Below are 23,464 nucleotides of genomic sequence, written 5' to 3'. Positions count from 1 at the left end.
TCAGTCGAGTTGCCGATGACCCGTCGCCTTCCCATCGAAGCCTGGGGCCGACGCCTCCTCACGCGCGCCGAAACCTGGGCTGACCAGTCGCGCCTGCGTCGCTACGCCTACGAGTTCCTGTGGTTCGGACTGAAGCAGGGGTGGGCGTGTCTGTTCGGGGGACTGATGCTGGGCTTGATCCTGGCGACCTTCCTGTTCTGGCCGGAAGGGGCGCCGGTGTCGCGCTACGACTTTCTGGCGGTAGGGGCGGTGTTGATCCAGGCGGCGATGCTGATCTTCCGGCTGGAGAGCTGGGAGGAGGCGCGGGTGATCTTCCTGTTCCATGTGGCGGGGACGATCATGGAGCTGTTCAAGACCGCGCACGGGTCGTGGATCTATCCCGAGGACAGTCTGCTGCGGATCGGGGCGGTGCCGCTGTTCTCGGGCTTCATGTATGCGGCGGTGGGCAGCTATATCGCGCGGGTGCAGCGGATCTTCCACATCCGGGTGATGGGGTATCCGCCGCTGTGGACGACCTGGGTGCTGGCGGCGGCCATCTACGTCAACTTCTTCGCCCATCACTGGCTGCCGGACGTTCGGATCGCGCTGTTCGCGGCGACCGTGCTGCTGTTCGGGCGGGGGTGGTTTTGGTTCACGGCAGATAGGCGCAGGCGGTCGATGCCGCTGCTGCTGGGATACGGGCTGGTTGCGACGTTCATCTGGTTCGCCGAGAACCTGGGCACGCTGGGGCGGGCCTGGGTCTATCCGGGGCAGGAGGCGGGGTGGGAGATGGTGTCCCTGGCCAAGCTGGGCAGCTGGTTCCTGCTGATGATCATATCCGTGGTGCTGGTGTCGCTGGTCCACCGGCCGGAGGAAGAGGGAGCGTAGCCTTCTTTACTTTCGTCATCCTCCGGCGAGCGTAGCGAGACCGGGGGACCCAGCGGCGCGCGAGAGCGCGAACCTGTCGCGGACTCGGCTTCAGCCATCATGCGGCGGATAGATTTCGCCTTCGGCGCCGCTGGGTCCCCCGGTCTGCGCCGCGAAGGCGCGGCTTGCCGGAGGATGACGAAAGGAGAGGGTTAGGCCGTGCGGGCTAGTGAAGCGGCGTCGCGGGGCCATGAGACCGGCGTCAGGGCCTCGACCGCAGGCTTGGCCAGCAGATAGCCCTGCATCAGGGTGACGCCCAGATCGCGCAGGACGTCGTGTTCGGCCAGGGTCTCGACGCCTTCGCAGACCGGCTCGACGCCCAGGTCGCGCAGCATGTTCAGGGTGTTGCGCACGATGGTGCGCTTGACCGGGTCGGTGTCGATATCGCGGATCAGGGCCATGTCCAGCTTGACGATGTCCGGCTGGAACAGGACCAGCAGGCCCAGGCCCGCATAGCCGGCGCCGAAGTCGTCGATGGCCGTCTTGAACCCCATGGCCCGATAAGACCGCAGGATGTTCAGGATGTGATCGGCGTCCATCGCCTCGCTCTCGGTGAACTCGAAGATGATCCGGTTCAGCGGGAAGTTGGTGCGCATCGCCGCCGCCAGGGTGGCGCGGATGCAGGCGCGCGGCTCATAGACCGCATTGGGCAGGAAGTTGATCGACAGGTGCGCGCCGTCGGCGGCCATGTCGAGCCCGGCCGCCAGGTCGATGGCGGTGGTGCGGCACAGCTGGTCGAAGGCGTAGCGGTTCTCGGCCGAAACCTGAGACAGGACCTGGCCGGCGCCCTGACCGTCCTTGCCCCGCACCAGGGCCTCGTAGGCGAAGACGGTCTGGTTCGCGACATCGGCGATGGGCTGGAACGCCATGGTGATGGGCAGGTCGAACCCGGCCCCGTCTTTACAACCCACGCAGGACATTGACTGACGCTTCTCCTGTTAAGCGTCTGACATTAGGGACTAAAGATTAAGGTTCGGCACGGCTCCGCTTAAGGCAGGCGGGTCACCTTGGCGGCCATGTCGGGGCGGGGGCGTTCCAGGGCGGGCTCGCCCAGGGTTCCGATGTGGATGAAGCCGGCGACGGTCTCGCCCTCGGTAACGCCGAACAGGGCCGCGCCCTGGGCGTCATAGCTGTACCAGTCGGTGATCCAGCTGGTGGAGTAGCCGAAGGCGCCGGCCGCGTGCTCCAGGTTCATGCAGACGGCGCCGGCCGACAGCTGTTGCTCCCACACCGGCTTGGCGTTCGGGACGGGGGTCGAGACGACGAGGATGGTGACCGGCGCGGCGGTCAGCTTGGCCAGCACCGCCTGATCCTTGGCCGGGCGATTTTTCAGTTCGGCAAGCACCGCCAGCCGCTCGGCGATCTCGGCGCGCGACTGCGGGCCCAGCACCACGAACCGCCACGGGAACAGCTTGCCGTGGTCGGGCGTGCGGGCACCCAGGGTCAGGATGTCGTCCAGCTCGGCCTCGGTCGGGCCGGGGGCGACCAGGGCCTGGGCCGGGGCGGAACGGCGCAGGGCCAGCCGCTCGCGCATCTGCGGCGACGCGACGGGCGCGGGCAGGGGGGCGTTCAGGTCGAAGACGGGCATCTGGGTCATGTCGTCTAGCTAGGCTTTCGACATCGCTTCCGCCATAGTTTCGCGATGAGCGACACCGACGAACCCGGATGGGCCAGGGGGCTGGTCAAGCCGCCGGCCTGGCGCAGCGAAAGCCAGGAGACGCTGTTCGAAAGCCCATGGCTGGTCCTGACCCGGCACCGGGCTGTCGCGCCCACCGGCCATGTCGCCGATTATGCGGTGATGCGGCCCCGCAATGTGGCGACGGGCGTGCTGCCGGTCCATGACGACGGGACCGTGACCCTGGTGGGCCAGCAGCGGCTCGCCCTGGGGAACTATTCCTGGGAAATGCCCGAAGGCGGGGCGCCGCTGGACGAGGATCCGTTCGACGGGGTGCGGCGCGAACTGGCCGAGGAGGCGGGACTGGAGGCCGCACACTGGGCGCCGGCCCTGACGATGGAGCTGTCCAACTCGGTGACGACGGAGGTAGCCCACACCTGGATCGCCTGGGGGCTGAGCCCCGTGCCGACCGCGCCGGACCCGACCGAGGTCATCGCCGTGGTGCGCGCGCCCTTCGTCGATCTGCTGGCCGAGATCGGGCGAGGGACGGTGCGGGACTCGCTGACGGTGGCGACCGCCTACCGGGCCTACCATATGGCCCAGAACGGAGAGCTGCCCGAGGCGCTGGCGCGCGCCTTGCTGGGGCGGCTATGATGTCGCCGAAGGAGCCGGTCATGGCCAAGCTGGAAATCGTCGCGGAAACCGACAGCGTGTGGCGACAGCTGCGCGCCTCGGCCGAGGCTGCGGCGCGCGAGGAGCCGCAACTGGGCTCGCAGATGAACGCCGTGGTCCTGTCGCACGACGACCTGGCGGGGGCGCTCAGCTTCCAGATCGCGCGCAAGCTGGCCGATGGCGAGATGACCGCCATGTCGGTGCGCGAGGTCTGCCTGTCGGCCTTCGGCGCCGATGCGTCGATCGTCGAGGCGGCGGAGGCGGATTTGCAGGCGGTGGCCGAGCGCGACCCGGCGATCCGCAACCTGTTGCAGCCCTTCCTGTATTTCAAAGGCTTCCAGGCCCTGCAAAGCTGGCGCGTGGCCCACTGGCTGTGGGGGCAGGGGCGCGAGACCTTGGCCTTCCATTTCCAGAGCCGGATTTCCGAACTGTTCCAGCTGGACATCCATCCGGCGGCGCAACTGGGCAAGGGGCTGTTCCTGGACCACGGCACCGGCATCGTCATCGGTGAGACGGCTGTGGTGGGCGATGACGTCTCCATGCTGCACGGCGTGACCCTGGGCGGCACGGGGGCCGAGCGCGGCGACCGCCATCCCAAGATCGGCAAGGGCGTCCTGCTGGGCGCCGGGGCCAAGGTGCTGGGCAATATCCACGTCGGCGACTACGCCAAGGTGGCGTCCGGCTCGGTGGTGCTGAAGGCCGTGCCGTCGGGCTGCACCGTCGCAGGGGTGCCGGCGCGGCTGGTCAACTGCCCGACCGGGGCCGAACCGGCGCGGACGATGGATCATACGCTGGCGGACGTGGTCTACGACTTCGTGATCTGACGGGTTTCCCTGAACGGCCGATGTCTCTAGGGTCCGCGGCCAACGTTCAGACCATGAGGCCCCCGTGAAAGACACCGACCTGAAGCGCATCGAGGCCCACCTCAAGCGCACCTTCAACACCGGCGGCATCATCGTGAAGGCCCGCCCCAAGCAGAACGACTCGGCCGAAGTCTATGTCGGCGACGAGTTCATCGGCATCGTCTTTGAGGACGAGGACGAGGAGGGCTCGTTCATGTTCGAAATGGCGATCCTGGCCGAAGACCTGCCGGAATAGCGTTCGTCCCAAGACGTGATCGCCCGGCCTCGACCGACGCGGGGCGATCACGGCACGACCGGCGGCTGGACCTTTAGAGCCAGCCCGCCGCTTTCAGCACAGGACCATGGGTCCGGCTGACCGGCGCCGTCAGGCCGCCGACGAGGCGTATCTCGCCCACGCCGCGCCGCCAGCGCACCGCCTCCACCGCATCGGTCGTCTTCTGGCGAAGCCCAGGCGTTGAGGGCGATCAGCGCGTCGGCGTCGCGCGTTCCAGGCCGTAGAGGGCCTCGACGATGTCCTCGGCCTTCTGCTTGACCATCTGCTGGGCGTCGTGGACGCCGCGATTGTAGAAGACGCCGCAGATTTCGGCGCCGATAAAGTCCAGCAGCATATCGGCGGGCAGCTGACCCAGGTCGTGGTCGAGTTCGTCGCGGAAATAGGCGCGCAGCTTGCCGGTCGCGGCGGCGTGTTCGTCGGGCGAGAGTTCGATTCGCTGGGCCATCAAGCCACCTCCGCGAGGGCTTCCTCCGCCGCGACCCAGGCGGCTTCGGCCGTGGCGAGATCGGATTCGGTCTTGGCGCGGGCGCGGGTCAGGCCTTCCAGAGCCTTGGGGTTGTTGACCGAGGCGGTGGCCATGTCGTCGTCGATACGGGCGATCTCGGCGGTCAGGCGGGCCATGGTCTCTTCGGCCTTCTTGACCGCGTGACGCAGCGTCGAGGGGGAGGGGCCTGATTTGCGGTCGTTCTTCTTGCCCTTGTTGTTCTGAGCGGCGGGAGAGGCGGCGGCCTCTTCCTTCTTGATCTGGCTGGGCTTGGATATGGCGGCCTTGGCGCGGTCGAGGACGAATTTGGCGTAATCCTCCATGTCGCCGTCGTAAGGCTTCACCGTGCCGTCGGCGGCCAGCCACAGACGGTCCGCGACCATCTCCATCAGCGACCGGTCGTGGGTGATCAGGATGACGGCGCCGGTGTAGTCGTTCAGCGCGTCCAGCAGGGCGCGGCGGCTGTCGATGTCCAGGTGGTTGGTCGGTTCGTCGAGGATCAGGACATGGGGCGCATCCATCGCGACCATGTTCAGCAGCAGGCGGGCGCGTTCGCCGCCCGACAGGCTGTCGACCGTGGTCTCCTGCTTTTCATAGCCAAGGCCGAATTGGGCCAATTTGGAACGGCGGGCGCTTTCGGGCGCATCCGGCATGGCGCGGCGGATGATTTCCAGCGGCGTGTCGGTGGGGTCCATCGCCTCGATCTGGTGCTGGTGGAACCAGCCCACGCGCATCTTCTTGTCGCGGTGCAACTCGCCCTCGGACACATTGAGGGCGCCGGCGATCATCTTGGCGAAGGTGGACTTGCCCGCGCCGTTGACGCCCAAGAGGCCGATCCGGTCATCCAGATCCATCCGCAGGTTCAGATTGCGCAGGATCGGCTTGCCGGTGTCGTAACCCACATTGGCCCGTTCGAGCCGGATCAGCGGCGGGGCCAGCGGACGCGGCGGCGAGGGCAGGGTGAAGGGGGCGACGCGTTCCTCGATCGTGGTGGCGACGGGCTGCATCTTCTCCAGCCGCTTCATGCGCGACTGGGCCTGGGCGGCCTTCGACGCCTTGGCTTTGAACCGGTCCACGAAGGACTGGAGGTGGGCGCGTTCGGCGTCCTGCTTGGCCTTGGCCGACAGTTGCAGACGGGCCTTCTCGGCGCGGGCCTTTTCGAAGGCGTCGTAGTTGCCGGTGTAGAGGGTCAGGGTGTGGTTCGCGAGGTGCAGGATATGGGTGCAGACCTCGTTCAGCATCTCGCGGTCGTGGGAGATGATCAGGGCGGTGTGCGGGTATTTCTTCAGCCGCGCCTCCAGCCACAGGGCGCCTTCCAGGTCGAGATAGTTGGTCGGTTCGTCGAGCAGCAGCATGTCCGGCTCGGCGAACAGGGCCGCCGCCAGGGCCACGCGCATGCGCCAGCCGCCCGAGAACTCGGACATCGGCCGGGCCTGGTTCTCCTGGTCGAAGCCCAGACCGACCAGAATTTCGGCGGCGCGCGCAGGGGCGGCGTCGGCGTCGATCTCGATCAGGCGGGCCCAGATCTCGCCCATCTCCTCGGGGGGCGCCGTTTCCAGCCGGCCCAGCAGGGTGTGGCGTTCGACGTCGGCTTCAAGAATGGTGTCGATGACGCTGACCGGCGTCGCCGGGTGTTCCTGATCGACCGAGCCGATGCGGGCGGTCTTGGGCAGGCTGATCTCGTCGCCGGCGGCATGAAGCTCGCCCAGGATCAGCTTGAACAGGGTGGACTTGCCGATGCCGTTGCGGCCGACCAGGCCGACCTTGGCGCCAGGCGGCAGGCTGACGGAGGCGTCCACGAGGAATTTGCGGCCCCAGGCGTTGAAGGTCAGGTCGGTGATCTGGAGCATGGGAGGCGCAATGGACTTTCTGACCGGTCATCTCTATATGACCAGTCATGACGTATGATCTTGTAAGCGGCGAGGTCGTCATAACGGCCACGGAGTTCAAGGCCAAGTGCCTGGACCTGCTGGATCGCGTGAACTCGGGCGAGATCCGTAGGGTTCGAGTGACCAAGCGCGGCAAGGAGGTGGCGGTTCTGGCGTCGCCGACCATGGACAGCGAAGCGCCCTGGAACCCCATGAGCATGTTCGGCGCGATGAAGGGATCGATTGTCATCGATCCTAGCATCGACCTGGACAAGCCGATCTACGAACAGGTTTTCGGCACGACGGTCGAAGCCGACATGGGGTTGGATGAGATTGATCTCGGCCTTGAAAGTCACGAGGCGTGAGTGACGGGGTGTTGCTGGACACCCACGCTCTGATCTGGATTGTCGGGGGGGCCGCACTTCGGCCGGCGGCTGTCGAAATGATCAGTGCGGCGGCGGTGCAGGGCGAACTGTTTGTCTCGGCTGCGTCGGCCTGGGAAATGGGCTATCTGGCCAGCAAGCCAGAGTTGGTCCAGATTTTACGACGCGATGTCCGCACCTGGTTCTGGGAAGCCGTCAATACGGCTCATGCGCGCATCAAAGACCTGGCGCCGGACATCCTCTTGGATGTGGCGCATCTTCCGCCGCCTCTCCATCGAGATCCTGCCGATCGGATGTTGATCGCCACGGCGCGGGCCTATGATTTGACTTTGATCACCCGCGACCGCGCCATTCTCGACTACGCCGCCGCGGGGCATGTGCGCGCCGTCGCCTGCTGAAAGACGGCTTGGCGCGGGGGCGGGGCGTCGCTATAAGCCCGCGACCGTCAATCTCCCTAACAAGAAGTCAATTCCCATGACCGAACGCACCTTCTCGATCATCAAGCCCGACGCGACCCGCCGCAACCTGACCGGCGCGATCAACGCCGTGATCGAAGGCGCCGGCCTGCGCATCGTGGCTCAGCGCCGCGTCAAGCTGTCGACCGACCAGGCCAAGAAGTTCTACGAAGTCCACGCCGAACGCCCGTTTTACGGCGAGCTGGTCGAGCAGATGACCGCCGAGCCGGTCGTCGTGCAGGTGCTGGAAGGCGACAACGCCGTCGCCGCCTATCGTGAAGTCATGGGCGCCACCAACCCGAAGGACGCCGCCGACGGCACCATCCGCAAGCAGTTCGCCCTGTCGATCGGCGAGAACTCGGTCCACGGCTCGGACAGCCAGGACAACGCCAAGATCGAGATCGCCCAGTTCTTCACCGACGACCAGATCGTCGGCTAAGGCGCTCAAGCGCAAGGGACCGCGTCCCGAGCGTAGCGTCAGTATAAAGGCCCGCGTCCGGAACCGGACGCGGGCCTTGTCGTTTGGTCTTCATCGTCTCGCCTCCCTAGGAGAATTCTCATGAAGACCATTCTGAAACTGACCCCCGTCATCGGCGCCGTGGCCCTGCTGGCCGCCTGTGGCCAGACCATGGAACAACGCGCTGCGACCGGCGCTCTGGGCGGCGCCGTCGCCGGCCAGGCCGTCGGCGGCAACACGGGTTCGACCGTGGCCGGCGCTGCGATCGGCGCCGTCGCCGGTGCGGCCACCACGCCTCGCTAAATCCGGCTTAAACCCCGGACAAGGAAAAGGCCCGGAGCGTGCGCTCCGGGCCTTTTCTGCGTCTGGAGTGTGATCGCTTACCAGATGCGGGCGCGGGCCTCGGGTGCGATATATTCCTTCTGGTCGGGCGAGACGCCGAAGGCCGCATACCAGGCGTCGATGTTGCGCGGCGAGGTGGCGGCGCGCACCGGGCCCGGCGAGTGCGGATCGGTGGTCAGCTGTTCCTTCAACGCCTCGGCGCGCGACTTCTCGCGCCAGACCTGGGCCCAGCCCAGGAAGACGCGCTGGTCGCCCGACAGGCCGTCGATGACCGGGGCCGGCTGGCCGTTCAGGCTGCGGTGATAGGCGTCCAGCGCCAGCAGCAGGCCGCCCAGATCGGCGATGTTCTCGCCCATGGTCAGGTCGCCGTTGACGTGGACGCCGGGGATGGGCTCCAGGCTGTCGTAGATGTCGCCCAGCACCTTGGCGCGCGCCTCGAACCGGGCGGCGTCCTCGGGCGTCCACCAGTCGCGCAGCACGCCGTCGCCGTCGGACTTGCGGCCCTGGTCGTCGAAGCCGTGGGTGATCTCGTGACCGATGACCGCGCCGATGCCGCCATAGTTGATCGCCGGGTCAGCGTTCGGATCGAAGAAGGGCGCCTGCAGGATGGCGGCCGGGAAGACGATCTCGTTGCGGGGCGGGTTGTAGTAGGCGTTGATCGTCTGGGGCGTCATGCCCCATTCCAGCGGATCGACCGGCTGGCCGATTTTGGCGCGCTTGTAGGCCCATTCGAAGGCCGAGGAGCGTTCGACGTTGCCGTACAGGTCGTCGGCGGTCAGCTCCAGACCGTCATAGCTGCGCCACTTGTCGGGATAGCCGATCTTCACGCCGAACTTGGACATCTTGTAGAGGGCCTGTTCGCGAGTCGGCTCGCTCATCCAGTCGACATGCTTCAGACGCTCGGTCATGGCCGCGCGGATATTGCCGACCAGCGCCTCCATCTGGGCCTTGGACGTGGCGGGGAAGTGCAGGCGGACGTATTCCTGGCCCAGCACCTCGCCCAGCTGGCCGTCGACCAGGGCGACGCCCCGGTTCCAGCGCGGCCGGTTTTCGGGCTGGCCGCGCAGGGCCTTGCCGCGGAAGTCGAAGCGGGCGTCGACGAAGGCCTTGGACAGATAGGGGCTGGCCTGATCGACGACGTTGAACGCTTGCCAGGCCTTCAGCGTCTCGATGGGGGTGTCGGCGAACTCCTGGGCGATGCCGGGGATCGCGGTGTTTTCCATCAGGACCAGGGTGTCGACGTCCGACACCTGGGCGCCGGCCAGGAAGCCGGTCCAGTCGAAGCCCGGCGCCAGGGCGGCCAGGTCCGCGACCTTGGTGGGGTTGTAGAGCTTGTCGATCTGGCGACGCTCGACGTTCGACCACTGCTTTTCGGCCACCTTGGTCTCGAAGGCCAGGATGTCGGCGGCGGCCTTGGCCGGCTCGGTCCAGCCGATGGCGGTCAGGGTGGTGGTCAGATAGGCCAGATAGGCTTCGCGCTGGGCGGCGAAGTCGGGCTTCAGATAATAGTCGCGGTCCGGCAGGCCGAGCGAGCCCTGGCCCAGATAGGCCGAGTTCATGTCGGGCTTTTGCAGATCCTCGAACACGTCGATGCCGAACACCGAGGCGCCGAAGCCGGAGTGGCTTTCACCCATCAACCGCGCCATGCCGGCATGGTCGGTGACGGCCTTGACGGCGGCGAGGTCGGCCGCGAGCGGGGTCGCGCCCAGCTGTTCGATCTTGGCCTCGTCCATGAAGCTGGCGTACAGGGCGCCGACCTTCTGGGCGTTGGCGTTGACGGGGTTGGCGGCGCTGGTCTCGATGATGGAGCGCAACTGGGCCTGGGCGTTCTCATACAGGACGTCGAAGGGGCCGAACCGGGTCTTGTCAGCCGGGATCTCGGTCGTGCGCAGATAGGTTCCGTTGGCGTATTCGTTGAAGTCGTCGCCCGGCTTCACGCTGGTGTCGCGCCCGGCGAGGTCGAAGCCCCATTCGCCGATCCTGTGGACGCCCGAGGCGCCGGGCGCCTCCTGAGCCGAAGCCGCGCCGCCGGTCAGGGCGACGACGATACAGGCCGAGCAGGCGGCCATCAGACGGATGCGATTCATGAAAAGAGACATTCCCAATTTTGGTCGGCCGCACCATTGCGCCGGTGCGGCGGTCTGTCGCATGACGTTTTTGTAATCTTTGCGGGGCTGGCGTGTTGGGGCGGGACGTCCACACTTCGCTAAAGCCGTCATCCTAGGCCTTGTGCCTAGAATCCATACGCTCGGTGTTCGAAGACCGAGCACTCTGCCGACCTACCGGGATTCTGGATCCTAGGCACAAGGCCTAGGATGACGAACGGGGGAGGGGCCTTAGCCCCGCCCCAAGCCCCGGCAGAAAGCACTCAGCAATTGCGGATAGAGCGTGTGCTCGGCCGTTTTGACCCGTTCGGCCAGGCTTTCGGGCGTATCGCCTTCGACGATCGGCACGCGCGCCTGGCCCAGGATCGGGCCTTCGTCCACGCCCTCGGTGACCAGATGGACGGTGCAGCCGGCCTCGGCGTCGCCGGCGGCGACGGCGCGGGCGTGGGTGTCGAGGCCGGGATAGAGGGGCAGCAGGCTGGGGTGGATGTTCAGCATCCGGCCGCGCCAGCCGCCGACCAGCCAGGGCGTCAGAACGCGCATATAGCCGGCCAGGGCGATCACCTCGACGCCCGCGGTGCGCAAGCGGTCGTCCACCGCCCGTTCATGCGCCTCGCGGTCCTTGCCGAAGGGTTTGTGCGCCACGGTCGCGGTCTCGACGCCCTTGGCCGCCGCAACGGCCAGACCGCCGGCCCCCTCGACGTTCGACAGGACCAGAACGACCTCATAGCCGCTGTCGGCCGCCGAACCGGCGTCGATAAGGGCGGCCATGTTGGAGCCGGCCCCTGAGATCAGGACGGCGACGCGGGTCTTTGAGCCGGACATCACTCGGCAGGCGGCGACGTGGGCGCCTCGAACGAACCGGGCGCGCCGGGGAAGACCACGGGGCTTTCATAGCCGTCCGCCGACAGGGCGGAGACGCCGAAGAACCAGTCGTCGATGACGATATTGGGCAGGACCAGGGTGGTGGCGTCGGCGGGCGCGGCGCGGCTGTAGGTCCACTGGGGCGCGGTGGTCGAACGCCACCAGACGCGATAGCCGACGGCGCCGGGTACGGTCTTCCAGCTGACGGTGGTGTCCGGCTTGACCGCGCCTTCGATGGCGACGCCGGTGGGGGCGGCGGGGGCCGAGGCCAGGGCCGCCATGGCGACGGTGTTCAGCCGCGCGACCTGACCCAGATAGCCGAAGTCCACGCCGTCGATGGTGTCGCCGTAGTGGACGCCGTTCTCGACCCGCAGGTCCTGGTGCTGGCGGTCGTAGTTCTCGGCGCCCTCGCTGATGCGCACGGCGGGGAAGCCGGCCTTCAGCATCTCGACCTGGTCGCCGCCGCGGCCGTAGCGGTCGGTGCGATAGATCATCTCGACGTCGAAGTTCGCCAGATAGCGGTCGGCGATCCCGTCCACGAATCGAGCCAGGTTGCGCGAGGAGGAATCGACTTCGCCGCCGTTGTAGCGACGACGTTCGGCCTGTTCCGGGGTCTCGACCGTCTTGGTGCCTTCGGAGAAGACGCGGACGCGGGTTGTGTCGCGCACCCCGTTCTGGCCTTCGGAGTTGCCGACGATGTCGTTGTTCAGATTGGCCTCGACCTTCCAGCCCTGGGCGGCGGCGTAGTCGGCCAGGATCTTGCCGCCCAGCAGCCCCTGCTCCTCGCCCGACAGGACGGCGTAGACCAGGGTGGCCGCGAACTTGTGCTTTGACAGGACGCGCGCGGCTTCCAGCACAGCCGCAACTCCCGAGGCGTCGTCGTTGGCGCCGGGCGCGTCGGAGGTGAAGTCCATCACGTCGGTGACGCGGTTGTCGATGTGGCCCGAGATGACGATCACTCGGTCGGGATCGGTCGTGCCGCGCTGGATGGCCAGGACGTCCATCACCTCGGTCGGGGTCGGCACGCGCCCGCCGGTGACGGTGTCGGCGGGCAGGGCGATGGTCAGGCAGTCGCCGCATTCGGCGCCGATGGTGCGGAACTGGCGTTCGGTCCAGCGGCGGGCGGCGCCGATGCCGCGCGTGTCGGATTGGGTCTCCGACAGGGTGTGGCGCGTTCCGAAGCCGACCAGGGCCTCAATGTCGGCGCGCATCCTGTCCGGCTGGATGTCGGCGGCGACCCCGTGCAGCAACGGTTGCTCAACAGCGGCGGGCGTCTGCGCCTGCGCCGCCCCCGTCGTCAGGGCCAGGGTGAAAACGGCGACGGAGGCGAGCAGGGCGGTGCGCATGGGGATCAGGCCGCTTCCAGCTGTCCGCAGACGAAGGCGACCTCGCCCGCGTTGAGCAGGGCGGCGAGGACCGGCTCGGCGTTTTCGGGCGCGACGATCAGGATGAAGCCGACGCCGCAGTTGAAGGTGCGGCGCATCTCGTGGTCGCTGATGCCGCCGGCCTCGGCCAGCCACTGGAAGACGGCGGGCATGGGCCAGGCGTCCCAGTCGAACGACGCCTGCAGGCCCTCGGCGATGCAGCGGGGCGGGTTTTCGATCAGGCCGCCGCCGGTGATGTGGGCCGCGCCCTTGACCAGGCCCGCCTTCATCAGCGGCAGGACCGGCTTCACATAGATGCGGGTCGGCTCCATCAGGGCCTGGGCCAGCGAGCGGTCCTTGGCGAAGGGGGCGTCGTCGCCCCAGGCCAGGCCAGACTTCTCGACCACCTTGCGCACCAGCGAATAGCCGTTCGAGTGCGGGCCGGTGGAGGCCAGGCCGATGATGATGTCGCCGGCCGCCTGGCGATCCAGATAGGGCAGGGCGTGGCCGCGCTCGACGGCGCCCAGGCTGAACCCTGCCAGGTCATAGTCGCCGTCGGTGTACATGCCGGGCATTTCGGCGGTCTCGCCGCCGACCAGGGCGCAGCCGGCCTGGCGACAGCCCTCGGCGATGCCGGCGACGACGCGGCGGGCGGCGTCGATCTCCAGATGGCCGGTGGCGTAATAGTCGAGGAACAGCAGGGGCTCGGCGCCTTGCGCCAGCAGGTCGTTGACGCACATGGCGACCAGGTCGACGCCGACGCCGTCATGGCGGCCGGTCTCGATGGCGATCTTCAGCTTGGTGCCCACGCCGTCGGTGGTGGTGACGATCAGCGGATCCTCGAAGCCGGCGGCCTTCAGGTCGAACAGGGCGCCGAAACCGCCCAGCGAGGGCTCCGATCCGGGGCGCGCCGTGGACTTGGCCAGGGGCTTGATGTGTTCGACCAGCATCTCGCCCGCATCGATGTCCACGCCCGCATCGGCGTAGGTCAGGCCGTTTTCGAGAGGCTTTTGGGTGTCGCTCATGAGATCTCGGGCCTGAATCGGGGCGGAAATGCAGCGCGGCTCTTGCCACAGGTAGGATGCGGGGGGCTATAGCATCGGAATGACGCCGATCACCACCACCGAGGCGCTGGCCGAATTCTGCGCCCGCGTAGCCACAGCCCCCTTCATCACGGTCGATACCGAATTCATGCGGGAAACGACCTACTGGCCCAGGCTGTGCCTGATCCAGGCGGCCTCGGCCGAACACGCCGCCATCATCGATCCGATGGCGGAAGGGCTGGATCTGGAGCCGTTCCTGGACCTGTTGCGCGACGAGAAGATCGTCAAGGTCTTCCACGCCTGCCGACAGGACGTGGAAATCTTCGTGCGCCTGGGGGCCATGCCCAAGCCGATGTTCGACACCCAGGTCGCGGCCATGGCCGCCGGGTTCGGCGAACAGGTCGCTTATGATTCGCTGGTCCGGCAGATGCTGCGCATCGAGGTGGACAAGGGCAGCCGTTTCACCGACTGGGCCCGCCGGCCGCTGTCGGAAAGCCAACTGGTCTATGCGCTCGGCGACGTGACCCATCTGGCGGCGCTCTATCCCAAGCTGCGCGATCGGCTGAGCAAGGAAGGCCGTCTGGACTGGGTGATGTCGGAAATGGCGGCCCTGACCGATCCGGCCATCTATGACACCAATCCCGAAAACGCCTGGAAGCGGCTGAAACCCAAGAAGTTCTCGGCCAAATACCTCGCCGCCTTCAAGGCCGTCGCCGTCTGGCGAGAGCGGGCGGCGCAGGAGCGGGACCAGCCGCGCGGCCGCATCCTGAAGGACGAGGGCATCGACGAGATCGCCCAGCAGACCCCGACGGACGTCGAGGCCTTCAACCGCCTGCGCTCGGTGCCCAAGGGCTTCGGCGGCTCGCGCCTGGGGCTGGAACTGGCTGAAGAGCTCAAGCGCGTCCTGGCCGATCCCGAATCGCACGCCCCCGACATGGAACGCCCCGCCCACCGCCAGCCGGCCCCGCCCTCGGTGGTCGAGCTGCTGAAGGTGCTGCTGAAGGCCAAGAGCGACAACGCCGGCGTGGCCTCCAAGCTGATCGCCACCGTGTCGGACCTGGAAAAGATCGCCGTCGCCGACGATGCCGATGTGGACGCTCTGAAGGGCTGGCGCCGCGAACTGTTCGGCGAGGATGCGCTCAAGCTGAAACGCGGCGAGATCGCCCTGGTCCTGAACGGCGCCCGCGTCGAGGTCGTCGAGATAGAGGGCTGACCAACCGTCTCCTCCCTGCGAAGCGGGGAGGGGGACCGCGAAGCGGTGGAGGGGCTCTTGAAGCCCCACCGGCGCCTGTTATGCGGCGAAGAGCCCCTCCGTCACGGCGCTGAAGACGCGCCGCGCCACCTCCCCATTTCATGGGGAGGAGACGGGTTGCCTTATATCTTCAATCCCAGGTCCATCGCCTCCGCCAAGGCCTTGGCGCGCTTCTTGGTCTGTTCGCCCAACAGGACGTCGGCATAGCCTTCGGTCGCCGTCAGGCGCAGGTCGCCGCCCTTCACCTTGGCCGTCGCATTGGCCAGCAGTTGCGGCGAGCGGCCGGACAGGTCGCAGGCGAGGCGGATGGCCAGGCCGATGGCGCGGGCGCGTTTGGCGGCGTCGCCGTTCAGCAGGCGATCGATGATCTCGGGCTGGGGCGTGGCGGGGCCGCCGCCGTAGCGGGCGTTCATGGCGCTGGCCAGGAAGGCGCGTTCGACGTGGCTGATGCCCGCCACCGGCGCGCGCAGCACCTGGTCGAACACCAGTTCCAGCCGGTGGTCGGGGTGCAGCCGGGCGCCCAGGTCGGCCAGGTGGCAGGTTGCCGCGACCAGGACGGCGTCGCGCTCTTCTCCGAAGGCCGAGGGCAGGGCCGCGACGATGTCGGAAATCCAGCCGTTCAGGGCGCCGGGAAGGGCGGGGGCGACGCCCTGACGTCCGCCCAGGGCCGCACACCCCGCCATCAGCGGATCGGCCGTGCGCGTCGCCTCGTCCAGCGTCTCGAACAACAGGCCCTCGCGCACGCCCCAGGCCGACATCTCGATCTGTTTCAGGCCCAGGTGCTGGATCAGCCCCTCCAGCACCAGCCCGGCGTAGGGCAGGGTCTCGGCCCGCTTCTTGGACACGCCGGGTAGTTTCGCCAGGCCGGCCGCCGACTGCTGAGCCACCAGACGCGCCGTCTCCAGCGCATCCTCGGCCGACATCTGATACTGGTGAACGACCTTCAGCGGATAGGATTTCAGGGCCATCTGCACCTGGGCCAGGGTGCGCCAGGCGCCGCCGACGGCATAGAGGCGCTCGCTCTGGAACTGGGCCGCGACGGGTTTCAGCGTCTGGTCGATGCGGGCCCTGATGCGGTCGGCGTCGAAGGCCTTGCCGTCGGCCAGGGCGAAGGGCCCCAGCGGCAGGGTCAGGCCATGCTCGACGCCGTCTCCGTTCAGGCGGGTCAGCTCCAGGCTGGCGCCGCCCATGTCGGCTGACACGCCGTGCGCCAGGGGCGCGCCGGCCAGCACGCCCATGGCGGCGTATTTCGCCTCTTCCTCACCGGACAGGACACGGATGTTCAGGCCGGTCTCGGCCGCCACCCGCTCGCAGAATTCGGGCCCGTCGAGGGCCTCGCGCACGGCGGCGGTGGCGGCGATCAGGGTCGCATCGGGCCGCACGCCTTCCAGCACGGCGGCGAAGCGGCGCAGCGCCGTCATGGCCATCACCACCCCTTCGGGCGACAGCTTGCGCGTCGTCGGCAGGTCGCGGCCCAGGCCGGCCAGCACCTTCTCGTTATAGACAGTCCAGATCGCCCGGCCTTCCAGCCGGTACAGCACCAGGCGCACCGAGTTGGAGCCGATGTCGATCGCGGCGATGTCGCGGTCGGTAAGCGGGTTTTCGGGCATCAGCGGCCGGGACGCTCATAGCGCAGGACGGCAGGCAGGCTCTTGGCCTTGCGGCCGCGCCCCGACAGGCTGGGATTGGTCATGAAGTATTTGTGGGCCGAGAAGGGCCGCTCCGGGTCCGCAGGGGTGACGCGTGTATAGCGCCCTTCGGCGTCCAGCACCCAGCTTTGTGCGTCGTCCTTCAGGTTGGCGACCATGATCTGGTCCAGCACCTGGTCGTGGACGGTGGCGTTGCGGATGGGCGTCATCAGCTCGACCCGGCGGTCCAGATTGCGCGTCATCCAATCGGCCGAGGAGATGAAGACCTTGGCCTTGTCGTGCGGCAGGTCCTTGCCGTTGGCGAAACAGACAATGCGGCTGTGCTCCAGGAACCGGCCGACGATCGACTTGACGCGGATGTTCTCGGACAGGCCCGGCACGCCGGGGCGCAGGCAGCAGATGCCGCGCACCACCAGGTCGATGCGTACGCCCCATTGGCTGGCGCGGTACAGGGCGTCGATGATCTCGGGGTCCACCAGCGAGTTCAGCTTGACCCAGATGGCCGCGGGCTTGCCCATGGCGGCGGCCGACATCTCCTTGCCGATCAGTTCGACCAGCGTGGACTTCATGTTCAGCGGCGACACGATCAGCGCTTCCAGATGGTCCGGCGTTGCATAGCCCGTGATGTAGTTGAACACCTTGGTCGCATCGCGCCCCAGCACGGGGTCGCAGCTGAACAGCGACAGGTCGGTGTAAACCTTGGCCGTCACCGGGTGATAGTTGCCGGTGCCGAAGTGGCAATAGGTCTTCAGCCCGTCGCCCTCGCGCCGCACGACCACGCTCAGCTTGGCGTGGGTCTTGTACTCGACGAAGCCGAAGACGACGTGGACCCCGGCCCGCTCCATCGCCCGCGCCCAGCGCAGATTGGCCTCCTCGTCGAACCGGGCTTTCAGCTCGACCAGGGCGGTGACGTTCTTGCCGTTCTCGGCCGCCTCGATCAGCGCCGCGACGATGGGACTGTCCTTGGAGGTGCGATACAGCGTCTGTTTGATGGCGATGACGTTGGGATCACGCGCGGCCTGACGCAGGAACTGCACCACCACGTCGAAGCTTTCGAACGGATGGTGGATCAGCATGTCCTTCTCGCGGACCGCCGCGAAGATGTCGCCGCCGTTGTCGCGCACCCGCTCGGGATAGCGGGGTTCATAGCCCTTGAACTTCAGGTCCGGGTGGCCGCCGGGGATAAGGTCCGACAGCTGGGCCAGCCCCAGCATGCCGTCCACCAGAACCACGTCTTGCGGCGCCGCCTCCAGCTCGCCGACAATGAAGTCGCGCAGGTCGGCGGGCATGGACGCCTCGATCTTGACCCGCACGACCAGGCCGAGGCGACGCTGTTTCAGCGCCTCCTCGAACTCCAGCACCAGGTCCTCGGCCTCTTCCTCGATCTCGATGTCGCTGTCGCGGATCAGCCGCAGCACGCCCTTTTCCAGAACCTCGCAGCCGGGGAACAGGTGGTCGATGAACAGCAGCAGCACGTTTTCCAGCGTGATGAACCGCTTGTGCCCGGGCGTGGAGCGGCCGTCGGTGGGCAGTTGCCAGAAGCGGCGCACCTGGGTCGGGACGGGCACCAGGGCGTAGAAGGTGCGGCTTTCGCCCTTGCGCCGCAGCTTCAGCGCCAGGGAGAAGCCCAGGTTGGGCAGGAAGGGGAAGGGGTGCGCCGGGTCGATGGCCAGGGGCGTCAGGACGGCGAACAGTTGGTTCAGGAACTCGGGCTCCAGCCGGTCCCGCTCGGTCTTGGTGATGCGCTGGCGATCGACGACCTCGATGCCTGCGGTGGTCAGTTCCTTCTTCAGCTGACGCCAGCGCAACTGCTGCTCGGCCATCAGCTCGCCGGCGGCGACGTTGATCTGGTCCAGCTGTTCGCCCGGCGTCAGGCCGTCGGCGGACAGGACCCGCAGCCGCTCGCGCAACTGGCCCTTCAGGCCGGCGACGCGGGTCATGAAGAACTCGTCCAGATTATTGGCCGAGATCGACAGGAACCGCAGCCGCTCCAGCAACGGATGGTTGGGGTTGGCCGCCTCTTCCAGCACGCGTTCGTTGAACGCCAGCCACGAGATCTCCCGATTGAAGAAGCGGGCGGGCGAGGCCATCAGGTCTTCGTTCAGCGCGAGCTGGGGGGCGCGCGAGGCGGGAACCTCCTCGCCTCGGGTGTCGTCGTGGATGGCGGCGTCGGTCATGACCCGGTTCTCGCGCGCGTCTGTGACGGCCGCAAGCGGCATAAGCGATTTTCGTCCGGCGGGGCCGAGACGGATCGTCGCTCAGCGATCCGCCAGGGTCTCCAGATCGTCCAGCACCTGACGCGCCAGAACCCGCGTCACCGGCCGATGCAGGGCGTCCAGCCGATCCACCGCCGTCGCGGCCGCCTCGGCCGAACGATCCAGCCGCCGCACCAGATAGTCGATCACCTCATCCGCAGGGGCGATGCTGCGTTCGGCGAAGCGGGCGCGCAGGATGGCCGACAGGACGTCGTCGTCGGGCGCCTCGACGGCCACGGTCCTCACCGCGTCCAGCCGCGAGCGCAGATCGGGCAGGGCCACGCTCCACGACCGCGGGGCCGAACGCGACACCAGCAGCAGGGCGCCCCCGCCGGCGTTGGCCAGATTGATCAGGTGAAACAGGGTCTCGTCGTCCGCATCGGGGGCGCGGTCCAGCAGGACGGCGCGGCCTTCCAGCTCCAGCGGGTCCATCAGGCCGGCCTCCGCGCCGTGCAGGGGCAGGGCGCCCACGCGCTCGGCCCATTCGGCGGCCAGGCGGCTCTTGCCCGATCCGGCCGGGCCATGCAGGGCCAGCACCGCGCCGACCCCGTCCGGCCAGCGGGACAGGGTGCGAACGGCCTCGGCGTTGCTGTCCGAGGTCACGAAGGCGGTCGTCTCGCCATGCCGCTCCAACGGCAGACGCAGCTGCTCAACGGGCGATTTGATCAGGGCGCTGGGCGCGGGCATGGCAGGGTCATAGCAGACGCCGGCCTCAACCGCGCCGATCCCGCCCTGTTGGTTCCGGGGAGGGAAGCCTGACCCTGTGGATGGAATTCAGGCGAACGGCGCCAGGGCCGGGTTCAGCTTGCCCGCCTTGAACTCGGTCACGACATAGTCTGCCAGGCCGTGAACCTGGAACGGGTCGGCCTTAAGCAGGGTCTCGAGCTCTTCTTTCGTTCCGCCGCTGCGCACCACCAGAATGCCGCCGGTGCGCGGAACCATCGGCCCGGCGGCGATGATCAGGCCGCTGGCGACATGGGTGTCCAACCACTCGCGATGCTCGACCGTCTTGGCTTCGATGGCTTCGATCGGCTGGGTGTAGGTGATGGTGACGATGAACATGGGTGGCTTTCCAGGTTGATGTCGCAGGCTATCGCCCGCCGCAGCAGGCTTTGCAACGCCTGAAACCTTGACTTTCGGGGGTGATGATGCGCCCTACGCCGCTTCCGATTTTCGCCGCGCGCGCGGTCCAGTCCAGACGATTCTCATGCACGCCTACCGCTCCCATACCTGCGGCGCCCTGCGCGCCTCCGACGCCGGTTCCGCCGTCCGCCTGTCTGGCTGGGTGCACAGGAAGCGCGATCATGGCGGCCTGCTGTTCATCGATCTGCGCGACCACTACGGCCTGACGCAGCTGGTGCTGCACCCTGAGACGCCGGGCTTCGCAGCGGTCGAACGTCTGCGCGCCGAGAGCGTGATCAAGATCGACGGCGAAGTCATCGCGCGCGAGGCGGGGGTCGTGAACCCCAACCTGCCGACCGGCGAGGTCGAGGTGCGCGTGCAAGGCGTCGAGGTCTTGTCGGAAGCCGCCGAACTGCCGATGCCGGTCTTCGGCGATCAGGAGTATCCGGAGGATATCCGCCTGGGCAACCGCTTCCTCGACCTGCGTCGTGAGCGGCTGCACAAGAACATCGTCCTGCGCTCCAGGGTCATCTCCTCGATACGCCAGCGCATGGTCGCCCAGGGCTTCCTGGAATATCAGACCCCGATCCTGACGGCGTCGTCGCCGGAAGGCGCACGCGACTTCCTGGTGCCGTCGCGCCTGCACCCCGGCAAGTTCTACGCCCTGCCGCAGGCGCCGCAGCAGTTCAAGCAGCTGCTGATGGTTTCGGGCTTCGACCGCTATTTCCAGATCGCCCCCTGCTTCCGTGACGAAGACCTGCGCGCCGACCGGTCGCTGGAATTCTACCAGCTCGACGTCGAGATGAGCTTCGTGACCCAGGAAGACGTCTTCGCCGCCATCGAGCCGCTGATGCACGGCGTGTTCGAGGAGTTCGGCGAGGGCAAGCCGGTGTCGCCCATCGACGGCGCCCATGTCTTCACCAACGACTTCGGCGAGACGTTCGAGCACAAGGGTTTCGAGCGCCTGACCTACGCCCAGTCGATGGCCTGGTATGGTTCGGACAAGCCGGACCTGCGCAACCCGATCAAGATGCAGGTCGTCTCCGACCACTTCCGCGACGGCGGTTTCGGCCTGTTCGCCAAGATTCTGGGCGCGGACGAGAAGAACGCCGTCTGGGCGATTCCGGCCCCGACCGGCGGCTCCCGCGCCTTCTGCGACCGCATGAACAGCTGGGCGCAGGGTGAGGGCCAGCCAGGCCTGGGCTATATCTTCTGGTCGGACGACCAGGGCGCCTGGGGCGGTCCCATCGCCAAGAACCTGGGCCAGGAGCCGACCGAGACCCTGATGGCCTCGCTGGGCCTGGGCAAGGGCGACGCCGCCTTCTTCACCGCCGGCCTGCCGTCGGTCTTCGCCAAGTTCGCCGGTCTGGCCCGCACCCGCGTGGGCACGGAGCTGAAGCTGATCGACGAGAACCAGTTCAAATTCTGCTGGATCGTCGACTTCCCCATGTTCGAATGGTCGGAAGAAGAGAAGAAGGTCGATTTCAGCCACAACCCCTTCTCGATGCCGCAGGGCGGGCTGGAGGCCCTGGAGACCCAGGATCCGCTGACCATCCGCGCCTATCAGTATGACATCGTTTGCAACGGCTATGAGCTGTGCTCGGGCGCGATCCGGAACCACAAGGCCGAGATCATGCTCAAGGCCTTCGAGATCGCCGGTTACGACGCCTCGGTGGTCGAGGAACAGTTCGGCGGCATGCTGAACGCCTTCCGCTATGGCGCGCCGCCGCACGGCGGCCTTGCCCCCGGCATCGACCGCATCGTCATGCTTCTGGCGGGCGAGACGGCCATCCGCGAGGTCATCGCCTTCCCGCTGAACCAGCAGGGCGAAGACCTGTTGATGAACGCGCCGACCGAGGCGGAAGAGCGTCAGTTGAAGGACGTCCACATCCGCACGGCCCTGCCGATCAAGGTGTGATGGGCGAAAGCTAGCCGACACGAACAAGGGGACGCTGCGAGGCGTCCCCTTTTTGCTGCGTCAGCGGCCGCTGGCGATGACGATGTTGCGCACGCGGGGCGGAACCGGCGGCGCCGGCGGGGTGCGGATCACGCGGATCGTGCCGCGACAGGCCTGGGGCGACAGTCGGCCGGGCAGGCGGGTCGAGCCGTCGCCGCAGGCCTCGCTGATCTGGGACTGGGTCAGGCCGCGCGCGCTGGACAGGTCCGCGCCCCGGATGTCTGCCCGGCGCAGCGAGGCGTCGCCAAAATCCGTGCGGGCGAAGTTTCCCCCGCTCAGCCGCGCACCGTCCAGATTGGCGTCGCGGAAGGAGGCGCCGGAGAAGTCGCCGTTCGACAGGTTCGAGGCCGTGATCTCGGCGTCATTGAAGTTGGCGCCCCCCGCCCGGACATTGGCCAGGGTCGAGCCGAACATCTCGCTGTCTGAAAAGTTGGCGCCCGACAGGGTGGCGCCGTTGAAGTTGACGCCGTGCAGCTCAGCGCCGGACACATCGGCCCGGCTCAGATTGGCCCGCACGAAGGACGCCCCTTGCGCCTCGGCGCCGCTCAGGACCGCGCCGGTGAAGTTGGTCGAGGAGAAGTTGGCGCCGACGATCTCGACGCCCGACAGATTGGCGCGGCTGAAATCGCTGCCCGTGAAGTTGGACCCGACCATCTCGGCCCCGCGCAGGTTCGCGCCGACCAGGGTGGCGTTCATGAAGGAGGCGCCGGTGAAGGTGGCGCCGGTCAGGTTGCGGCCCGACAGTTCGCACCGGTTGCACGATCCGCCCAGCGACACCGAACGGGCCACGTCGCGGTCCTGAATCAGCATCTCGACCCCCGCCGTCGCGGGGGAGGCGGCCAGGGCGACGCCAAGCGCCGCACCCAGCGCCAGCAGCGCCAATGGGGTTCGTGAGGGGATATGTCTTGCGATCTGTTTCACGAGACCTGCATGCCCCGAAACCCCTGTCAGACCTACTTAAATCGAGGTAATTTCGTTAAATCGAGGCAAGGTCGGCGGCCCTCAGCAGGCGGGAATGCGCAGGCCCCGCGGCAGGACGGTGGAGTCGTCGCCGCAGGCCTGGTTCAACTGGCCCTGGGTCAGGCCGGTGGCCCGCGTCAGCTGGGCGCCCGACAGGTTCAGGCCCGACAGCGTCGCTCCCGCAAAGCTGGCGCCCTCCAGATAGGCGCCGACGAAACTGGCGTTGGTCAGGTTTGCGCGCGAGAAGTTGGAACCCGAGAAGACGCCGCCATAGGCTTCCACGTCGCGCATGTCGGTATTGGAAAAACGCGTGCGGTTCATGACGCTGAGGCTCAGGTCCGCCTGACGCAGCCGTGCGCCCGACAGGTTCAGGCCCCGCGCCTCCAGCCCCGAGAAGTCGCCCTGGAACAGGTTGCATCCGGCGCAGGACGACCCGCGCTTCACGCTGGCGATCTGGCCCGCATTCTGGGCCAGGGCGGGCGCGGCGACGGCCAGCAGGGCGGCGATCAGGCCGAGGGAAAGTGTGCGTTTCATGGACCGGGCTCCGACGTTTGATCGTCTTGCAGCAAACCCT

24 protein-coding genes are annotated in these 23,464 nt (G+C 67.5%); 10 read left to right on the top strand and 14 right to left on the bottom strand.

The features are described from left to right. The first annotated feature begins 15 nt into the window (after nt 1-15). Nucleotides 16-867 (top strand): DUF817 domain-containing protein, encoded by an 852-nt coding sequence (locus tag ACODSC_RS07560; protein WP_488813265.1) that lies wholly within the window; start codon nt 16-18, stop codon nt 865-867. A 191-nt stretch (nt 868-1,058) separates the two neighbouring features. Here ACODSC_RS07560 and ACODSC_RS07555 read toward each other — a convergent pair whose 3' ends face one another. After that, nucleotides 1,059-1,826, bottom strand: coding sequence for an EAL domain-containing protein (locus tag ACODSC_RS07555; protein WP_488813263.1), 768 nt, complete (start codon nt 1,824-1,826; stop codon nt 1,059-1,061). A 68-nt stretch (nt 1,827-1,894) separates the two neighbouring features. Further along, complete coding sequence (locus ACODSC_RS07550; RefSeq protein ID WP_488813261.1) at nt 1,895-2,503, bottom strand: nitroreductase family protein; 609 nt, start codon at nt 2,501-2,503, stop codon at nt 1,895-1,897. 45 nt (nt 2,504-2,548) lie between these two features. Here ACODSC_RS07550 and ACODSC_RS07545 point away from each other — a divergent pair, with 45 nt between their 5' ends. From ACODSC_RS07545 to ACODSC_RS07535, 3 genes are all read left to right on the top strand, one after another. Beyond that, the gene (locus ACODSC_RS07545) at nt 2,549-3,175 is read left to right on the top strand and encodes an NUDIX domain-containing protein (RefSeq protein ID WP_488813259.1); all 627 of its coding nucleotides are present in this window, start codon (nt 2,549-2,551) and stop codon (nt 3,173-3,175) included. 20 nt (nt 3,176-3,195) lie between these two features. Beyond that, a complete protein-coding gene (gene cysE, locus ACODSC_RS07540; RefSeq protein WP_488813257.1) occupies nt 3,196-4,017 on the top strand; it encodes a serine O-acetyltransferase in 822 nt (273 codons plus the stop codon). A 64-nt stretch (nt 4,018-4,081) separates the two neighbouring features. Beyond that, nucleotides 4,082-4,291 (top strand): DUF3126 family protein, encoded by a 210-nt coding sequence (locus tag ACODSC_RS07535; RefSeq protein WP_008261149.1) that lies wholly within the window; start codon nt 4,082-4,084, stop codon nt 4,289-4,291. Between the two features lie 229 nt (nt 4,292-4,520). On the opposite strand, the gene ACODSC_RS07530 is transcribed toward ACODSC_RS07535, so the two are convergent. Continuing rightward, on the bottom strand, nt 4,521-4,775 hold the full coding sequence (locus tag ACODSC_RS07530; RefSeq protein ID WP_488813254.1) for a DUF2164 domain-containing protein: 255 nt from the start codon (nt 4,773-4,775) through the stop codon (nt 4,521-4,523). Next, nucleotides 4,775-6,664, bottom strand: coding sequence for a ribosomal protection-like ABC-F family protein (gene abc-f, locus ACODSC_RS07525; protein ID WP_488813252.1), 1,890 nt, complete (start codon nt 6,662-6,664; stop codon nt 4,775-4,777). Before abc-f ends, ACODSC_RS07530 begins: the two co-directional genes overlap by 1 nt. A gap of 47 nt (nt 6,665-6,711) precedes the next feature. Here abc-f and ACODSC_RS07520 point away from each other — a divergent pair, with 47 nt between their 5' ends. From ACODSC_RS07520 to ACODSC_RS07505, 4 genes are all read left to right on the top strand, one after another. Continuing rightward, nucleotides 6,712-7,047, top strand: a complete 336-nt coding sequence (locus ACODSC_RS07520) for a type II toxin-antitoxin system Phd/YefM family antitoxin (protein ID WP_488813250.1) — start codon at nt 6,712-6,714, stop codon at nt 7,045-7,047. 11 nt (nt 7,048-7,058) lie between these two features. After that, nucleotides 7,059-7,463: a type II toxin-antitoxin system VapC family toxin gene (locus ACODSC_RS07515; RefSeq protein WP_488813248.1), complete on the top strand. Its 405-nt coding sequence runs from the start codon at nt 7,059-7,061 to the stop codon at nt 7,461-7,463. A 76-nt stretch (nt 7,464-7,539) separates the two neighbouring features. Beyond that, the gene (gene ndk / locus ACODSC_RS07510; RefSeq protein WP_488813246.1) at nt 7,540-7,959 is read left to right on the top strand and encodes a nucleoside-diphosphate kinase; all 420 of its coding nucleotides are present in this window, start codon (nt 7,540-7,542) and stop codon (nt 7,957-7,959) included. Nucleotides 7,960-8,079: 120 nt separating this feature from the next. Beyond that, entirely contained in the window at nt 8,080-8,280 is a 201-nt protein-coding gene (locus ACODSC_RS07505) for a YMGG-like glycine zipper-containing protein (RefSeq protein WP_488813244.1), read from the top strand. A gap of 77 nt (nt 8,281-8,357) precedes the next feature. Here ACODSC_RS07505 and ACODSC_RS07500 read toward each other — a convergent pair whose 3' ends face one another. The 4 genes from ACODSC_RS07500 to purM form a co-directional block, all read right to left on the bottom strand. After that, a complete protein-coding gene (locus ACODSC_RS07500) occupies nt 8,358-10,406 on the bottom strand; it encodes a M13 family metallopeptidase (protein ID WP_488813242.1) in 2,049 nt (682 codons plus the stop codon). A gap of 249 nt (nt 10,407-10,655) precedes the next feature. Next, nucleotides 10,656-11,249, bottom strand: a complete 594-nt coding sequence (gene purN / locus ACODSC_RS07495; protein WP_488813240.1) for a phosphoribosylglycinamide formyltransferase — start codon at nt 11,247-11,249, stop codon at nt 10,656-10,658. Next, nucleotides 11,249-12,634, bottom strand: a complete 1,386-nt coding sequence (locus ACODSC_RS07490; protein WP_488813238.1) for a M20/M25/M40 family metallo-hydrolase — start codon at nt 12,632-12,634, stop codon at nt 11,249-11,251. Before ACODSC_RS07490 ends, purN begins: the two co-directional genes overlap by 1 nt. A gap of 5 nt (nt 12,635-12,639) precedes the next feature. Continuing rightward, nucleotides 12,640-13,677, bottom strand: a complete 1,038-nt coding sequence (gene purM, locus ACODSC_RS07485; protein WP_488813236.1) for a phosphoribosylformylglycinamidine cyclo-ligase — start codon at nt 13,675-13,677, stop codon at nt 12,640-12,642. Between the two features lie 79 nt (nt 13,678-13,756). Between purM and rnd the strand changes: the two genes are divergently transcribed. Then, nucleotides 13,757-14,908, top strand: a complete 1,152-nt coding sequence (gene rnd / locus ACODSC_RS07480; RefSeq protein ID WP_488813234.1) for a ribonuclease D — start codon at nt 13,757-13,759, stop codon at nt 14,906-14,908. Nucleotides 14,909-15,069: 161 nt separating this feature from the next. On the opposite strand, the gene ACODSC_RS07475 is transcribed toward rnd, so the two are convergent. From ACODSC_RS07475 to ACODSC_RS07460, 4 genes are all read right to left on the bottom strand, one after another. Further along, nucleotides 15,070-16,557: a Ppx/GppA phosphatase family protein gene (locus ACODSC_RS07475; protein WP_488813232.1), complete on the bottom strand. Its 1,488-nt coding sequence runs from the start codon at nt 16,555-16,557 to the stop codon at nt 15,070-15,072. Next, nucleotides 16,557-18,773 (bottom strand): RNA degradosome polyphosphate kinase, encoded by a 2,217-nt coding sequence (locus ACODSC_RS07470; RefSeq protein ID WP_488813230.1) that lies wholly within the window; start codon nt 18,771-18,773, stop codon nt 16,557-16,559. Before ACODSC_RS07470 ends, ACODSC_RS07475 begins: the two co-directional genes overlap by 1 nt. An 81-nt stretch (nt 18,774-18,854) precedes the next feature. Further along, a complete protein-coding gene (locus tag ACODSC_RS07465) occupies nt 18,855-19,538 on the bottom strand; it encodes a P-loop NTPase family protein (protein ID WP_488813228.1) in 684 nt (227 codons plus the stop codon). Between the two features lie 87 nt (nt 19,539-19,625). Continuing rightward, nucleotides 19,626-19,913, bottom strand: coding sequence for a YciI family protein (locus ACODSC_RS07460; RefSeq protein ID WP_488813226.1), 288 nt, complete (start codon nt 19,911-19,913; stop codon nt 19,626-19,628). A gap of 145 nt (nt 19,914-20,058) precedes the next feature. Here ACODSC_RS07460 and aspS point away from each other — a divergent pair, with 145 nt between their 5' ends. Beyond that, on the top strand, nt 20,059-21,891 hold the full coding sequence (aspS, locus tag ACODSC_RS07455) for an aspartate--tRNA ligase (RefSeq protein ID WP_488813224.1): 1,833 nt from the start codon (nt 20,059-20,061) through the stop codon (nt 21,889-21,891). Between the two features lie 60 nt (nt 21,892-21,951). Here aspS and ACODSC_RS07450 read toward each other — a convergent pair whose 3' ends face one another. Beyond that, the gene (locus ACODSC_RS07450; RefSeq protein ID WP_488813222.1) at nt 21,952-22,812 is read right to left on the bottom strand and encodes a pentapeptide repeat-containing protein; all 861 of its coding nucleotides are present in this window, start codon (nt 22,810-22,812) and stop codon (nt 21,952-21,954) included. A gap of 120 nt (nt 22,813-22,932) precedes the next feature. Continuing rightward, complete coding sequence (locus ACODSC_RS07445) at nt 22,933-23,424, bottom strand: pentapeptide repeat-containing protein (RefSeq protein WP_488813220.1); 492 nt, start codon at nt 23,422-23,424, stop codon at nt 22,933-22,935. Nucleotides 23,425-23,464: the final 40 nt, after the last annotated feature.

This window comes from Brevundimonas sp. FG128, from assembly GCF_057809775.1.
This window is presented reverse-complemented; position numbering and strand designations above follow the sequence as displayed.